The organism is Mycobacterium sp. NGS58 (genome assembly GCF_059812385.1).
The window spans coordinates 43,281-58,663 of sequence record NZ_JCALCO010000007.1; the positions used below are offsets into that span (position 1 = coordinate 43,281).

15 protein-coding genes are annotated in these 15,383 nt (G+C 68.5%); 5 read left to right on the plus strand and 10 right to left on the minus strand.

The features are described from left to right. Nucleotides 1–12: 12 nt before the first annotated feature. Nucleotides 13–1,899, minus strand: a complete 1,887-nt coding sequence (gene glmS / locus AC5Y4H_RS08695) for a glutamine--fructose-6-phosphate transaminase (isomerizing) (protein WP_499980383.1) — start codon at nucleotides 1,897–1,899, stop codon at nucleotides 13–15. A gap of 83 nt (nucleotides 1,900–1,982) precedes the next feature. Here glmS and AC5Y4H_RS08700 point away from each other — a divergent pair, with 83 nt between their 5' ends. The 5 genes from AC5Y4H_RS08700 to AC5Y4H_RS08720 all read left to right on the plus strand — a co-directional run bounded on the left by AC5Y4H_RS08700 (nucleotide 1,983) and on the right by AC5Y4H_RS08720 (nucleotide 5,320). Next, nucleotides 1,983–2,384, plus strand: coding sequence for a DUF2510 domain-containing protein (locus AC5Y4H_RS08700; protein WP_499980385.1), 402 nt, complete (start codon nucleotides 1,983–1,985; stop codon nucleotides 2,382–2,384). Between the two features lie 367 nt (nucleotides 2,385–2,751). After that, on the plus strand, nucleotides 2,752–2,949 hold the full coding sequence (locus tag AC5Y4H_RS08705; RefSeq protein WP_499980387.1) for an Rv1535 family protein: 198 nt from the start codon (nucleotides 2,752–2,754) through the stop codon (nucleotides 2,947–2,949). A 70-nt stretch (nucleotides 2,950–3,019) separates the two neighbouring features. After that, the gene (locus AC5Y4H_RS08710; RefSeq protein ID WP_499980389.1) at nucleotides 3,020–3,859 is read left to right on the plus strand and encodes a dienelactone hydrolase family protein; all 840 of its coding nucleotides are present in this window, start codon (nucleotides 3,020–3,022) and stop codon (nucleotides 3,857–3,859) included. Nucleotides 3,860–3,890: 31 nt separating this feature from the next. After that, entirely contained in the window at nucleotides 3,891–4,241 is a 351-nt protein-coding gene (locus tag AC5Y4H_RS08715) for an ester cyclase (protein ID WP_499980391.1), read from the plus strand. Nucleotides 4,242–4,279: 38 nt separating this feature from the next. Further along, nucleotides 4,280–5,320: an LLM class F420-dependent oxidoreductase gene (locus tag AC5Y4H_RS08720; protein ID WP_499980393.1), complete on the plus strand. Its 1,041-nt coding sequence runs from the start codon at nucleotides 4,280–4,282 to the stop codon at nucleotides 5,318–5,320. Between the two features lie 4 nt (nucleotides 5,321–5,324). Here the strand turns inward: AC5Y4H_RS08720 and AC5Y4H_RS08725 are convergent, their stop codons facing one another. The 9 genes from AC5Y4H_RS08725 to eccCa all read right to left on the minus strand — a co-directional run bounded on the left by AC5Y4H_RS08725 (nucleotide 5,325) and on the right by eccCa (nucleotide 15,360). Then, entirely contained in the window at nucleotides 5,325–6,668 is a 1,344-nt protein-coding gene (locus AC5Y4H_RS08725) for a hypothetical protein (RefSeq protein ID WP_499980394.1), read from the minus strand. A 3-nt stretch (nucleotides 6,669–6,671) separates the two neighbouring features. Beyond that, nucleotides 6,672–7,001 carry a type VII secretion target gene (locus tag AC5Y4H_RS08730; RefSeq protein ID WP_499980395.1) on the minus strand — a complete coding sequence of 110 codons (330 nt, stop codon included), beginning with the start codon at nucleotides 6,999–7,001 and terminating at the stop codon, nucleotides 6,672–6,674. 43 nt (nucleotides 7,002–7,044) lie between these two features. Further along, entirely contained in the window at nucleotides 7,045–8,391 is a 1,347-nt protein-coding gene (gene glmM, locus AC5Y4H_RS08735; RefSeq protein WP_499980396.1) for a phosphoglucosamine mutase, read from the minus strand. A 149-nt stretch (nucleotides 8,392–8,540) separates the two neighbouring features. Continuing rightward, on the minus strand, nucleotides 8,541–9,005 hold the full coding sequence (gene rpsI, locus AC5Y4H_RS08740) for a 30S ribosomal protein S9 (protein ID WP_499980723.1): 465 nt from the start codon (nucleotides 9,003–9,005) through the stop codon (nucleotides 8,541–8,543). Nucleotides 9,006–9,085: 80 nt separating this feature from the next. Further along, nucleotides 9,086–9,529, minus strand: coding sequence for a 50S ribosomal protein L13 (gene rplM / locus AC5Y4H_RS08745; RefSeq protein ID WP_499980398.1), 444 nt, complete (start codon nucleotides 9,527–9,529; stop codon nucleotides 9,086–9,088). A 261-nt stretch (nucleotides 9,530–9,790) separates the two neighbouring features. After that, on the minus strand, nucleotides 9,791–10,093 hold the full coding sequence (locus tag AC5Y4H_RS08750; RefSeq protein WP_499980729.1) for a WXG100 family type VII secretion target: 303 nt from the start codon (nucleotides 10,091–10,093) through the stop codon (nucleotides 9,791–9,793). Between the two features lie 11 nt (nucleotides 10,094–10,104). After that, nucleotides 10,105–10,422 (minus strand): WXG100 family type VII secretion target, encoded by a 318-nt coding sequence (locus AC5Y4H_RS08755; RefSeq protein WP_499980399.1) that lies wholly within the window; start codon nucleotides 10,420–10,422, stop codon nucleotides 10,105–10,107. A 43-nt stretch (nucleotides 10,423–10,465) separates the two neighbouring features. Beyond that, entirely contained in the window at nucleotides 10,466–11,707 is a 1,242-nt protein-coding gene (locus AC5Y4H_RS08760) for a type VII secretion-associated protein (RefSeq protein WP_499980400.1), read from the minus strand. Beyond that, nucleotides 11,704–15,360, minus strand: coding sequence for a type VII secretion protein EccCa (gene eccCa / locus AC5Y4H_RS08765; RefSeq protein ID WP_499980734.1), 3,657 nt, complete (start codon nucleotides 15,358–15,360; stop codon nucleotides 11,704–11,706). Before eccCa ends, AC5Y4H_RS08760 begins: the two co-directional genes overlap by 4 nt. Nucleotides 15,361–15,383: the final 23 nt, after the last annotated feature.

The following is a 15,383-nucleotide window of genomic DNA, read 5'->3' on the forward strand; positions in this document are numbered from 1 at the left end:
AGCTATGCGCGCCTATTCAACGGTGACGGACTTGGCCAGGTTTCGCGGCTTGTCGACGTCGTAGCCGCGGGCCTGTGCCACCGACGCGGCGAACACCTGCAACGGGATGGTCGACAGCAGAGGCTGCAGAAGCGTTGACACAGAGGGGATTTCGATCAGGTGGTCGGCGTACGGGCGCACGGTGTCGTCGCCTTCCTCGGCGATGACGATGGTTATCGCGCCGCGCGCCTGGATCTCGCGGATGTTGGACAACAACTTGGCGTGCAGCACGGCCGACCCCTTGGGGGACGGCATGATCACGATGACCGGCAGATCGTCTTCGATCAGCGCGATGGGGCCGTGCTTGAGTTCGCCGGCGGCGAATCCCTCGGCGTGCATGTACGCCAATTCCTTCAGTTTCAGCGCACCTTCCAGCGCCACCGGGTATCCGACGTGGCGCCCCAAGAACAGCACCGTTGGGGACTGGGCGAATTGATAGGCCAATGCGGCCACCGGCTTGATCGTCGCGATCACCCGCGCGACGAGGTCCGGCATCGCTTCCAGCTCGTGGTATTCGCGTTCCACCTCGTCGGGGTACTTGGTCCCGCGGGCCTGCGCCAGCGCCAGCCCGACCAGATAGTTGGCGGCGATCTGCGCCAGGAACGTCTTGGTCGAGGCCACCCCGATCTCCGGGCCGGCGCGGGTGTACAGCACGGCGTCGCACTCGCGCGGAATCTGCGAGCCGTTGGTGTTGCAGATCGCCAAGACCTTGGCCTTCTGCTCCTTGGCGTGCCGGACCGCTTCGAGGGTGTCCGCGGTCTCGCCGGACTGCGAGATGGCGACCACCAGGGTGCTGCGGTCCAGAACCGGGTCGCGGTACCGGAATTCACTGGCCAGCTCGACCTCGACCGGCAGCCGCGTCCAGTGCTCGATCGCGTACTTCGCCAGCAGGCCGGAGTGATACGCGGTGCCACATGCCACCACGAACACCTTGTCGATCTCGCGGAGTTCCTGATCGGACAGCCGCTGCTCGTCGAGCACGATCCGGCCGTTGACGAAGTGTCCGAGCAGGGTGTCCGACACCGCTGCGGGCTGCTCGGCGATCTCCTTGAGCATGAAGTACTCGTAGCCGCCCTTTTCGGCGGCGGCCAGGTCCCAATCGATGTGGAACTCGCGGTATGCCCCGGGTCCCAGGTCGTCGTTGCCGTCGAAGTCGGTGATCCGGTAGCCGTCGGCGGTGATCACCACGGCTTGATCCTGGCCGAGTTCGATGGCGTTGCGGGTGTGCGGGATGAAGGCCGCCACGTCGGAGCCGACGAACATCTCGCCGTCGCCGATGCCGATCACCAGCGGGGTGGAGCGGCGGGCGGCGACGATGGTGCCCGGGTCGTCGGCGTTGGCGAATACCAGCGTGAAGTGGCCGTCCAGGCGGCGCAGCACCGCGAGCACCGAGGCGGGGAAATCGCCCGCGGTGTCGCCGTGGCGGTAGGCCTGCGACACCAGATGCACTGCCACCTCGGTGTCGGTGTCGCTGGCGAACTCGACGCCCTGGGCCTCCAGCTCGTGCCGCAGTTCCGCGTAGTTCTCGATGATGCCGTTGTGGACCACCGCGATCTTGCCGGCGGCGTCGCGGTGCGGGTGGGCGTTGCGGTCGGTGGGGCGTCCGTGGGTGGCCCACCGGGTGTGGCCGAGGCCGGTGGTTCCGGTCAGCGACGACGCCGGCATTGCGGCGATCGCCTCCTCCAGGTTGGCCAGCCGGCCGGCACGCCGGCTGACCGTCACGGTGCCCTTCGAGGGGCCGTCGCCGTTGACCAGGGCGACGCCCGACGAATCGTAGCCGCGGTACTCCATCCGGCGCAGCGCGGACATGACGACCTCACAGGCGGGCTGCTGCCCGACATAGCCGACGATTCCGCACATTCTGAACAGGGTAGTGCAGGTGGAGTACCAACCCCGCACTCCGCGGTTAGGGTTAGGCCGCCCACCTGCGCGAAAGGACAACTGTGACCTATCCCTACCGTCAGTTCTCCGTTCGGCTCACCGAGCACATCGGCGCGGTCGTCATGTTTTCGCAGCGCACCTACACCTTCACCGGCACCCTCGAGCAGTGCGAACGCGCGTACCGCAGCGCGCAGACCCACAACTTGCTGGCCGGCTGGTGGAGCGTGTTGTCGCTGTTGGCGATGAATTGGGCCGCGCTGATCTCGAATTGGACCGCTATCCGCCAGGTACGCAAGTTGGCCGCACAACCGGCGACGGCCGGCTACGCCCCCACCGCGTCCGTGCCCGCCGGGCCGCCCCCGGGTTGGTATCGCGACCCGTCGGGGCCGGGGCAGCGCTATTGGGACGGCGCCGGCTGGACGTCCTGGATCCATCCGCCGAGCCCATTCACTCCGTCGTCATAAAGGCGTAATTGTATTTCACCTGATGTATTTGCGACGTTTTCGTTCACATCGGTATCCACGGGACGCACCGCCTTAACATCCGAAATATCAGCAAAGACCGGGAAGAACCTCAAGGCGCTGCGGGGCCGAGCTGCTTGAAGCCCGTCCGATCACGATTGCGGAGCGTGACAGCCACAGAATTGTCGTCATCGATTTGCGGGCAGGCCTTTATCAGGCACAGGTCAGATATTCTGGCTACCTGGGACCACGCTTTTAGCCGACATATGAATTCTCATCGTCAGTGGTTGTTAACCGGGAATTGTGCAACGGGTCGTATTGAGATGCGTAACTTTTTGGACCGCCCGCCGGGCACCATGAGGAGGCAATCGTGACCGCAGTTCGCTACGACGATCTGGTGCCCGCCCCCATGGCGCCGGCGTCCCACGAGTCGCCCAAGCCACGCCCGCAGGCGTCGGCCGATTCCGGAAACCCCTTGATGGACATGACCACCAAACTGCTGTCAGTCCCGCTGCACCAGCTCTACGCGGCTTTGTGGCGGATCGGTGTCATTGAGGTCAGGGGCTAGAACGCACCGGCGCGGCCGGGCGGCGTTCCGTCTCGCCCGACGTCCCCTTGCGATGCGCTAACGTCAACGCGTGGCCCGCACCCGCAAGCTCGTCGCAGCTCTCAGCCGCCGTGGCCCCCATCGGGTTTTGCGTGGTGACCTGGCCTTCGCCGGCCTGCCGGGCGTGGTGTACACCCCCGAAGAGGGACTGAATCTGCCCGCGGTGGCGTTCGCCCACGACTGGCTCACCGGCGCGGCCCGGTATTCGAACTTGCTCGAGCATCTGGCGTCATGGGGCATCGTGGCCGGCGCTCCCGACACCCAGCGCGGCCTGGCTCCCTCGGTGCTGAACCTCGCCTTCGATCTCGGCACCGCCCTGGACATCGTGTCCGGCGTGCGCCTGGGCCCCGGCAAGATCAGCGTGCATCCGGCCAAGCTCGGCGTGGCCGGTCACGGCTTCGGCGGCTCGGCTGCGGTGTTCGCCGCGGCCGGGATGCCGGCCAAGCCCGCCGCGGTCGCGGCGATTTTCCCGAGCGTCACCAGCCCACCGGCCCACCAGCCGGCCGCGGGGTTGAAGGTTCCGGGGGTGATCTTCACCGCGCCCGGCGATCCGAAGACGCTGACCTCCAACGCATTGGCGCTGGCCGACGTGTGGGACGCGGCCACGCTGCGCATCGTCAGCAAGGCCGAATCCGGTGGGCTGGTCGAGGGCCGCCGACTGACCAAGGTGCTCGGGCTGGCCGGTGCGCACCGGCGCACCCAGCGGTCGGTTCGGGCGCTGCTGACCGGTTACCTGCTCTACACCCTGGGCGGCGACAAGAAATATCGCGAGTTCGCCGATCCGCAAGTCCACCTGCCGGGCACGGATGCGATCGACCCCGAGGCCGAAGCGATCCCGCTGGAAGACAAGATCGTCGCGCTGCTCAAGTGAGACGGCAAGGCTGACTGGGTAATTGACCTTCATGTCGACCGTGCAAGCGCTCTACGACCGCTGGATCATCGAACTGTGGAACGGCCGGCCGATCGCGGCCGAGATCGTCACCGACGACTTCGTGGGCCACTGGCCAGGCCGGGAGGTGTGCGGACCCCAGGAGCTTGCTCAAGTAATCGAGCAAACGCGAAGCATGTTCTCGGACTTGAGTTTTGCCATCGAGATCGGTCCGCTGTCGGATGGCGAGCTGGTCGCCGGGCGCTGGGTGGGCACCGGTCTGGGTCCCGATGGCCCGGTCTCGTTCACCGGCAACGACATCCTTCGCCTCGCCGCCGACGGCCAACGGTTCGCGGAGTACTGGACGGGCACTTCGGCGGGCTGAGGATCCCGGCCCGCGCGACAGCGTGGTAAGTGTCATTGATGCGAATCGGGATCGCTCTGAATTATTCGGGTGGCTTTCACGAGGCCGTGGAACGTGTGGTCGAACTCGAGAAGTCGGGGATCGAGGTCGTGGTGGTCGCCGAGGCGTACGCCTTCGACGCCATCAGCCAACTGGGCTATCTGGCCGCCAAGACGAACACCGTCGAGCTGGCGTCGGGGGTGCTGCCCATCTACATCCGCACGCCGTCGCTGTTGGCGATGACCGCCGCGGGACTGGACTACGTGTCCGACGGGCGGTTCCGCCTCGGCATCGGCACCTCCGGGCCGCAGGTGATCGAGGGGTTCCACGGCGTCCCGTTCGACGCCCCGATCGGGCGCACCCGCGAGATCGTGGAGATCTGCCGCAAGGTGTGGCGCCGCGAACGCGTGCAATACGACGGCAAGCATTACCAGCTGCCGTTGCCCGCGGATCGCGGAACGGGTCTGGGAAAGTCGCTGCAGCTCATCAATCACCCGGTACGCGAACGCATTCCAATCAGCATCGCCGCGTTGGGCCCCAAGAATGTCGAACTCACCGCCGAGATCGCCGGGGGCTGGCAGCCCGTCTTCTACCTGCCCGACAAGGCCGCATCGATCTGGGGCGAGTCGCTGGCGGCCGGTGCCGCCAGGCGTGATCCCGGGTTGGGGCGCCTCGATGTGATGGTGAACGCGTCGCTGGCCATCGGGGACAACGTCGACGAGCGGCTGGCGTGGGTCAAGCCGCAGCTGGGGCTCTACATCGGCGGGATGGGCGCCAAGGGCCGCAATTTCTACCACAATCTGGCCACCCGGTATGGGTTCGGTGAGGTCGCCGACCGGATCCAGGAGCTGTACCTGTCCGGCCGCAAGCAGGAGGCCATCGACGCGGTGCCCGACGAGCTGGTGCGCGGCATGTCGCTGATCGGCCCGCCCGGATACGTCGCCGAACGCATGGCCGCCTTCGCCGAGGCGGGTGTGACCACACTGTTGGTGAACCCGCTGGCCGCCGACCGCGACGAGTCCATGCGGTTTGTCGAGGAAGCCCTGAAGCTGCAGCCCTGAGCCGTCATTGCCCCGCCTGCGGAAGCTGGTCGGCGGCGATCTCGCACGGCGTCGATCCCTGGTCGGCCGCCGGTGCCGGTTCGGCGACGGGGGCGGCCGGAGGTAGCGGCGGCGCGTCCGGTGCCGGTGTGTCGGCTGGCGCTGGGGCCCCGACCGGTTGAGCTGTGTTGTCGTCCTCGGGCTGAGGATCGTCGATGGGCTGGTTGGTTTCATCTGGATCGTCTGGCTCATCGGGGGCCTTGTCGGCGACAGCATCCTCGGGATCGTCTGCGTGAAAAGGCCTTTCGTCGAAAGGGTCCTCGCCGTCGTCGAAAGCGTCCGAGCCGTCCACCCCGTCGCCGGCTGATCCGATCAGCCCGCCGACCGCGTCGACGATCCGGCCGGCCAGTCCGAAAAGGCCGCCGCCGCCACCGAGCCCACCCAGATCACCCGCCGGCATGCCCAGGCCATCACCGAGCGCGGTTCCCCAGTCCCCGGGTGGCGCGGCGGCGGCCGTCGGCGGTGCCGGAGCCACCGGAGCCGGTGCGGCGCTGACCGGATCGGGCGCGGCGGCCGTCCACGTCGGCGCGGGATCCGCTGCCGGGCACGTCGGCGCGGGATCCGCTCCCGGGACGGATGCGGCGTCCACCGGCGGGGCGAGCTGCACCGGCGCGACTCCCGCCGCGAAGTCGCCGGGAAATTCGAAGCGCGCCGTCGGGACGGCCATCATCTTGTCGATGACCATGGCATAGGACGTCTCGACGCCGTCCGAGGCGGACCGCATCGCCGGTACCCAGTCGTTGCGAATGTCGTTGTCCACGTACGGCATCACCTGCTGGCGTATCACGTCGGCGGCGCCATCTCGGTCTCCGGCCAGCACCGCGGCAGCGGCGGTCAGCCATGCCGGTCGCTGATCGCGCACGCGGTCGTCGACGGCGATGGCGGTGGCCACCTCTGAATCAACCAGGTACCACAGGTTGTCGCGCAGCGACTCGCATCGTTGGGCCGCCGCGCGCAGCTCGGTGACAACGGCCTCCCCGGTGTCGCAATGCCGCTGCAACAGCTGCACCGCCGCGTCCCCGCCCGGGCCGGTCCACGCCGCGGCCAGCTCGGCGACCTGTGCGCGCTGCATCCGGAGCGCTTCGGCCGCCACCACGCCCGCCGCCCGCAACTCCGCGCAGTCGCGGTCCAGCGCGCGCAGGTCCAGGCCGTCCTCGGCCGCATACCGCTCGCGGACCTGCGCGGGATGCGTTGTCAGATCTGGGTTTTGGTACCCCAGGGCATGGCAGGCCTGCACGTAGGTCTGCGTGTGCTCGACGGCGCCCCGGCCCTCGGCGAGGCGCGCGGCCACATCCAATCGGTCGGCCATGGGCTAAGCGATCCGCGCCGCGGCATACAGTTCGGCGTCGGCGTAGCGTTCGGCGCTCGACCGCAGCGCGGCGGCGATCTCGGCCGACACGCGAGACCACTGCGACACCTGTGCAACCAACCGCTCCAACTCCACGCGAAGCGCGTCGCCGCGCGCGGTGTGCGTCCGCCCCGCGTCGGCCCCGCCGAAAGCCAGCCTGGACAAGTGGTCACTCACCGCGCGGTCGATGAAGTCGGCCGCCATCGCGAATTGGTTAGCGACGCGCCGCGCCGCCGATGGGTCGAGCTGCGTGCGGGCGATGGCTACAGGACGTGTTCCCCCAACGGATTTCATGCCTTATCCGACGCCACCGGGCGCGGCGAGGTTCCGGGAAGATCTACAGCGCGTCGCTGACCGCTTCGGCGACCCGCGTGGCGACCCGCTGAGCGATATCCTTCTCGGGCGCTTCCACCATGACGCGAATCATCGGTTCGGTTCCAGAGGGGCGCAACAGAATTCGGCCGGTGTCGCCCAGCTCGGCCTCGGCCTGCCCGACGGCGCTGCGCACCGCGGGCGCGCTGGCGGCGGTGTCCTTGTCGGCGACCGTCACGTTGATCAGCACTTGGGGCAACGTCGTCATCGCGGATGCCAGCTCGGCCAGCGACGAGTCGGTCTGCACCATGCGGGTCATCAGCCGCAGTCCGGTGACGATGCCGTCGCCGGTCGAGCCCAGGGCGGGCATCACGATGTGCCCGGACTGCTCGCCACCCAGGCTGTAGTCGCCGGCCCGTAATTCCTCCAGGACGTAGCGGTCGCCAACTCCCGTGGTGCGCACCGTGATTCCGGCCGAGCGCATCGCCAGATGCAGCCCCAGATTGCTCATCACGGTTGTCACCAACGTCTTGGACGCCAGTTCGTCGGCCTCGTGCATCGCGAGCGCGAGCACCACCATGATGTGGTCGCCGTCGACCAGGTTGCCTCCTGCGTCGATCGCCAGGCAGCGATCGGCGTCCCCGTCGTGGGCCAGGCCCAAGTCGGCGCGGTGCGCGACGACGGCCGCGCGGAGCGAATCGAGGTGTGTCGAGCCGCAGTCGTCGTTGATGTTGAGCCCGTTGGGGTCGGCGTTGATCGCGATCACCCGGGCACCGGCCGCGCGGTAGGCGCGCGGGGCCACCGCGGAGGCCGCGCCGTGCGCGCAGTCCACCACCACGGTCAATCCGTCGAGGCGCAGCGCGCTGGCCTTGCTCAGGTGGCGCAGGTAGCGGTCGGCCGCGTCTTCGGCATCGATGACCCGGCCGATCCCCGCGCCGACCGGACGCGATCCGGATTCGGCACGGACACCGGCGACCAGCGCCTCGATGTCGTTTTCGGTGCCGTCGTCGAGCTTGTGTCCGCCCGGGCCGAAGATCTTGATGCCGTTGTCGGGCATCGGGTTGTGCGACGCGGAGATCATCACCCCGAAGTCGGCGTCATAGGCGCCCGTCAGGTAGGCCACCGCGGGGGTGGGCAACACCCCGACGCGCAGCGCGTCGACGCCTTCACTGGTCAACCCGGCGATCACGGCGGCCTCCAGCATTTCGCCGCTGGCCCTCGGATCGCGACCGATCACCGCGACTCGCCGGCCCGGCGCCGGCGTGCTCGCCAGGTGCCGCGCCGCCGCCGAGCCCAGCGCGAGCGCCAGCTCGGCGGTCAGCTCGCGGTTGGCGACCCCACGGACACCGTCGGTGCCGAATAGTCGACCCATGCGACCAAACCTCTCACAATTGACGGGCTAGCACCTAACGTGCCCGTTCCTTTGTGGCGGAAACCGGACACGTCCGGGCGCGGACACGCCGCAACCGGCCACAACTTGTGCACCACGATGCCAAGTTGTGGCCGGATAGCGACTGCTGATCAGCGCTTGCTGTACTGAGGCGCCTTGCGCGCCTTCTTCAGGCCGTACTTCTTGCGCTCGGTGGCACGCGGGTCGCGCGTCAGGAATCCCGCCTTCTTCAATGGGGGCCGGTCCTCGGGCTGGGCCAGGATCAGTGCCCGGGCGATGCCCAATCGCAGCGCGCCGGCCTGCCCCGAGGGGCCGCCGCCGTGCAGCAGCGCGTAGATGTCGAAGCTGTCCACCCGGTCGACGGTGACCAGTGGCGCCTTGATGAGCTGCTGGTGCACCTTGTTGGGGAAGTAGCCCTCCAGGGTGCGGCCGTTCAGGTTGAACTTGCCGGTGCCCGGCACCAGGCGCACCCGCACCACGGCCTCCTTGCGGCGGCCGACGGTCTGGATGGGCCGGTCGAACACGAAGGACGCGGCCGGCGCGGCGGCTTCGGCGGGCTCAGCGGCCTCGACCGGGGCTTCCGTGACCTCGGCCACCGCCTCGACGGCTTCTGCGGCTTCCGGTGTCTCCGGGTTTTCCGGGTTCTCGGGGTTTTCCACGGCCTCGGTCGTTTCGGTCACTGGGCCACCTGCTTGATCTCGTACGGAACGGGCTGTTGTGCGACGTGGGGGTGCGTCGGGCCGGCGTAAACGTGCAGCTTGCGCGCGATCTGACGGGCGAGCTTGTTCTTGGGCAGCATGCCGACGATCGCGTCCTCCACGACGCGGTCGGGGTGCTTGTCCATCAGCTCGCGGATGGTTCGGCTGCTCAGACCGCCGGGGTACCCCGAGTGGCGGTAAGCCAGCTTCTTGTCCAGCTTCTGGCCGCTGAAGGCGACCTTGTCGGCGTTAATGACGATGACGAAGTCACCGCCGTCGACATTGGGGGTGAACGTCGGCTTGTGCTTGCCGCGCAGCAGGGTGGCTGCCGCGACGGCGAGGCGGCCAAGCACCACGTCCGTGGCGTCGATGACGTGCCACGACCTCGTGGTGTCACCCGCCTTTGGCGTGTACGTAGGCACAGCGCTTACCACTTTCTCTTTGCGAGCCTCTTGGCTCGGGGTGATCCCGGTGCGACCCGGGGGCCGGTCAGGCGTCGCGGCCGGGCTTGGTCTCGGCGACCGACATTGACCCGAGGCCCCGGCGTACCGCACGCCAACAGAGCAGCTTACCGACCGCCATCCCCGCAGGTCAAAATGACTGTGTGGTCCCAACGGCTCTCCTCCGCCGGGACCACACAGTCTCACAGCGCGGCTACCTCCGCGCAGTGGTCTATTCGGCCGCTACCGCGCCCAGACGCCGGCAGCCCGGCGGTCGGCGTTGGCCACCTCTTCCGCACCGTCGCGGACCGCGTTTCCCAGAGCGGCCAGAATCTCGTTGAGCGCGGTCGCCGACTGGTGCCATTTGAGCTGCTCGGCTTGGTATGCGGCGGCCGCTTCGCTGGTCCAGAGCTGCCGTAGCGGTGCGATCTGGGATCTCAGCTCCTCCAGCGCGGCATTGAAGCGGGCCGACGTGGAGTGAATTTCCTGACGCACCGTGTGTTCGATTTCGCCGAAGTTATAGGAAAGCACCGGGTCCACGGGAATCCTCTCTCTCGTCACAGGTCCCCGCCGGCGGCGGCGATGTGGTGTGCATGGTTTTGGCCGGCCTCCTGTAGGGCGGCCGCGTTGTGCCGAATGGTGTCGGCGATGGCGCTCAGGGCGTGATAGAGCCGCACCGACTCCGCGTTCCAGCGATCCATCACGTCTTTGAAGCGGGCGGCCGCGAGCCCACCCCATGCCGACGGCGGCACGTCGTTCATGCGGCCGACGAACGCCTGCAGCAGCGCCCTGATTTCCTCGTTGCGGGCGTCGGTGGTGCCGGCCACCGACCGCATCAGGTCCAGATCGGTGCTCAGAGTGTTCATTGCAGCCATACCAGATACGACCCCGGCGGCGGCCCCTAGGTTCCACCGATTTTCATCCGATCGCGTGGGCGGATCGCACCGCCTGATCGCAGGCATCGCGGACGGCGTCTTCATCGCCGGCCCGGCTCTGGCAACCGATGCTGATCCGAACCGGACCGTCCAGGAGCACGGTCCAGCGCACCTGATGACCGGGGCGCACTTCGCGGTAGGTCACCGCCGGGCGCCCGGCGCTGGTTCCGGACGGGTTGAAGTCGACGAACACCCCCGGGGCCTCGGCGTCGATCGCGTGCTTCAACCGCTCGGCGGTGCCGGCGAGTGTCTCGCCGGCGACCGGTGACTGGGTGATGTGCAAGGCAACGTCGGGATCTGCCTGCGACGTGACCTGTACCCGGGCCGAGCCTGGTCCGCTGACCACCCGCTGCGCCGCCCACGTCGCCGGCACCGACAGCGCCACCCGGCCTTCCACCAGAAAGGTCATAGGTGCCGTTTGCACCGGCTTCGATGCCACCACACCGGGTCGGCCCATCGTCAACGCGGTGGGCGCCGCCGCGGCGATCACGATCGCGGCCGCCACGAGCCCGCCGCGCGTCCGGCCGTGCGGTCCGCCGGCGCCGGCGCGTGCGGTGGCGGGCGGCGGCTGCGGATCGGGCGTTGCCGGATAGCTCGACCGTGCGAACCCGGCCAGCCGAAAGTCGTTGATCTGGACGATGTCTGGGACGTTGTGACCGCCCCCGCGTACCGCGTCGGCGATCATCGCCGCCAGAGCCGGCGCACCGGCAACGGTGCTTGGGGCGTCGATCAGCACGGCGTCGGGCGCCGTCGCCGCGACGAGGCCCGCAACGTCGCGGGCGACGGCCTGCGGTTCGGCGGTGCGTGGTACAGCCGTGACCTCGCCCGCGGTGATCGCCACCAGCCGCTCGGCTATCTCGACCACTACGGCCGCATCGGATGTGGCGCGCGAGGCCTGCCTCAGCAGCGACGATCGCGTCCGCGTCTGACCTGCCACGGCCCCGGCGGCCTCGCTCACCACACCTACCCGCGACGCCGACCACCAGGATGGATGCACGACGACCATTCCGTCGCAGTGACCGCGGGTTGTTGATCGCAATGCCGCTGCCCACAGTGCGTCGACGGCCACGGGCCGCCCCCCTACCAGGGCCACCCGGTCGTCTATCGCATCAAGCGCCGCCGAAACGATCTCAGCCATCTCGTCGCCGGCGACGGCGCCTGTGGCGCAACATAACCGCCGAATGGTGCCGGGCCCGGCTTCGACAACCGCGGGGTGCTCGCTCACGCTGGGCTCCAGGCAACCTGGACAAGTTCCTCGTCCCCGGCCCGAGTGGCCAAGAAACCGCGGCCCGGCGGCAGTCGCACCGGCGTACCGGCGGCCAACGCCCCCTGCCCTGGGCACCCGCTCATCATCAGCGACGCGCACCCGAGGTCGCGCAGGCTCGCCAACAGCGGCTCGAACATCGCGCGCTCGAGTCCGCCGCTGCGGCGAGCGATGACCAGATGCAATCCCAGATCCGCCGCATACGGCAGAAATTCGACGATCGGTGCCAGGCCGTTACCCGCCGGCCCGGCCACCAGGTCGTAGTCATCGACGATGACGTAGAGGTCCGGTCCGGACCGCCAAGGGCGAGTGAGCAAGTGAGCCTGGCTGGCGTCGGGCGGTGGCATCCGCGCCTGCAGAGCCGCGAGCAGGTCGGACAGCGACACAGTCAGGGCGGCGGGTGACATGGCGTAACCGCTGAGATGTTCCGACTCGACGACGGCGAGCAACGCGCGACGAAAGTCGACAATCAACAGCTGGGCTTGGGCGGGCGTCCTCGTCCGGACGATCTCGCGGCACAACGTCCGCAGCGTCGCGGTCTTCCCGCACTCGTTGCCGCCGAGAATGAGGAGATGCGAACAGCGTTCGAAATCGACTGCGAATGGCCGCAGTTCGTGCTCCCGCACACCGAGCAGTATCCGCGTACCCAACTCGGAACCCCACCGGCGCACCATCGCCTCGCGATCCACGTGCTCCGGCAGCAGCGGTATCGGCGGAGCAACCGATTCGCCCACAGGCACGTCGGCGATGGGCAAGGCGATCACCATGTGCAGGCCCTCACGGGAAAGACCACGACCCGCGCCGTCACGCGGAACATGCTGCGCCGCCTTGCGGTCGATTTCGGAGTCGGCGGGATCACCCAGCCGCAACTCGATGCGCGTACCGATCTGATCCCTCAACGATGGCCGCACCTCGGACCATCGCGACGCGGACAACACCACGTGCACGCCGTACGAAAGCCCCTGAGCCGCCAGCGCGGTGACCGACTCTTCCAGCGTGTCGAATTCCTGTCGCACGCTTGCCCAGCCGTCGATGACGAGGAAAACGTCACCGAACCGGTCAGCGGATGATTCGATGTCCCCACGCCGCTGCCGGTATTCGGCGATCGACGCGATGCCATGCTCGCGAAACAAGGCTTCTCGGCGACGAACGACCGACTCGCATTCGGCGACTATCCGGCCGACCAGACGTGGCTCGGCCCGGCCCGCGACCGCACCCACATGCGGCAGACCGCGCAACACCGACAGCGCCCCACCACCGAAATCCAGGCAGTAGAACTGCACCTGACTCGGACGATGCGTCGCCGCGAAGGCCGTCGTGAACGTGCGCAGCGCGGTCGACTTCCCGGATTGGGGTGCGCCGATGACCGCCAGATTGCCTGCGGATCCAGACATGTCGACCACCAGCGGCGTCCGGCACTGGTCGAAGGGCCGGTCGACCATCCCGATGGGGACGGTCAGGCCACCCGGCGCGCACGCGGCGTCGGCCAGGACGGTGTGCAACGCCGGCGCCGGGCCGAGCGGAGGCAACCATACGCGGTGCGCGGGCGGCCCCTCGCCGGACAACCGATCCAGGACAGCACTCGAGATGGTTCGTTCGGGCACCGCGCTCGCCGGGGCGGCGCGGCTGATCGTCCCGGTCACCCGGGTGCCGAACACCTGCACCGTCCGCGCCGCGACAGCCCGCCCGCCGGCCGGCGTATTCGTCGGCAGCGGCGCCGAAACCAACGCGGCCTGGAAGCGAATCGGTTCACCGCCGCCGATGCGCAGAAAACCGGCGCCGGGTGCGCCCGGCAGTCGGTATGCGTCGAGACTACCCAACACGGTCTGGGATTCATTGGCCGACAGTGTCTTCAAGCACATTCGATACGACAGGTGGGCTTCCAGTCCGCGTAGCCGGCCCTCGTCGAGACGCTGACTGGCCAGCAGCAGGTGCATGCCCAGCGACCGGCCGAGGCGGCCGATCGCGGCGAACGTGTCCGCGAAATCGGGTTGCTGGCTGAGCAATTCGGAGAACTCGTCGACGATGATGAACAGTGTGGGCAGCGGGGGCAGCCCGCCAACGCCACGCGCCCTTTCGTACGCCGCGATGCTGACGCAGGCCGCGCTCCGCAGCAGCTGTTGACGGCGGTTCATCTCGCCGGAAAGGGCATCGCGCATCCGCGCCACCAGCGGGGCGTCGTCGGCCAGATTGGTGATCACCGCCGCCACGTGCGGGGCGTGCGCATACTCGAGAAAGGTTGCCCCGCCCTTGAAGTCGATGAGCAGTAAGTTGAGGGTGTCGGGCGGGTTGTGCGTCATCATGCCCAATGCGATGGTGCGCAACAGCTCTGACTTGCCGGACCCGGTGGCGCCGATGCACAGCCCATGTGGGCCCATCCCCTCTTCGGCCGGCTCCTTGATGTCCAGCTCGACTGGGGCACCGCCGACGGTGGTTCCGATCGGTACGCGGAGCCGGTCGCGGTCTCGTCGGCGGCGCCGCAAGGCGACGGGATCGAAGCGGTTCAGATCGGAAAGCCCGGCTAAGCGTGGCCAATTCGGCTCGGCACCACCCGGCCGTCCGATGCCTGGGTGGCACCCCGCCAGCCGGCGCGCACATATCGCCGCGTCCAGGGGCGCCATCCCGTCGGGACACCATCCAGGTGCCGGATCGGCGGACGTCCGGATCAGCAACGGTGCGCCGTCGCGGCCGGTGCCGACCACGACCGTGGTTGCGCCGATGATCGGATCGATGTCGACGGCCAGGTCCGTGACGACCACCACTTCGGGTCCTTGGACCGCGGCAAGCGCTTGCCGAGCCTCCGCTGTGCTCGGGTAGATCATCCGCACCGGGCCCGCGTCATCGTGGTGTACCGGATGCTGATTGTGCGGAAGCCATTTCAGCCAATCCCAGTGACCGCGGTTCGCGTCGTCGACAGCCGCGGCGATCAGCACGTCGTCGGGCGCGTGCAGGACGGCAAGCTGGCAAAGGACCGCGCGCAGCAGCCCGCGCACCTCGCCCCGGTCACCCTCGATCGTCACGCGTGTCCCCGCGCGCAGGCTGACCGTGACCGGAGCCCGGACCGTCGAGTGCGCATGCAGGAAACGCTGGAGTGCCGCGGCGGTGACCGGATCGCGGAGCTCCTCCGAGGGAAGCTGCGGGGCAACCAAGCGGCGGGCGAGCGGCCGGGTTCCCATGCCCACCCGGACGAGGCAGAAGTCGGCGTCGGTTGGCCGACGCTCCCACATCCGCGGACCGTCGATCAACGTCCACAGCGTGTCGGGGTCGGGATCCCGGCTGATCGCTGACCGATGTTGTGCCACAGCGATTTCGAACACGCTTCGACTCAGTCCGCTGAGGTAGGACAGATATTGATCGCGGTCGGCATCGACGCTGCCGCCGTGCCCGCGCGCACGACCGGCCAGTCCCGTCACCACGGTCGACACCAACATCGTGGCCGGAAATGCCACAAACATCGGGTTACGTGTCGCCCCAGTGCCGGCGGTGAACATCGCGGCCATGACGCCCATGCCCACCAGCGAAAGCGCCACCGGCAGCAGCCTTGCGAGTGTGCCCGGCACGGTCGACGACGGCAGGTCCGGCGGCGCCTCAATGACGATGTCCGCCGCCGCCACGACAGCCTGGGTCACCTCTATCC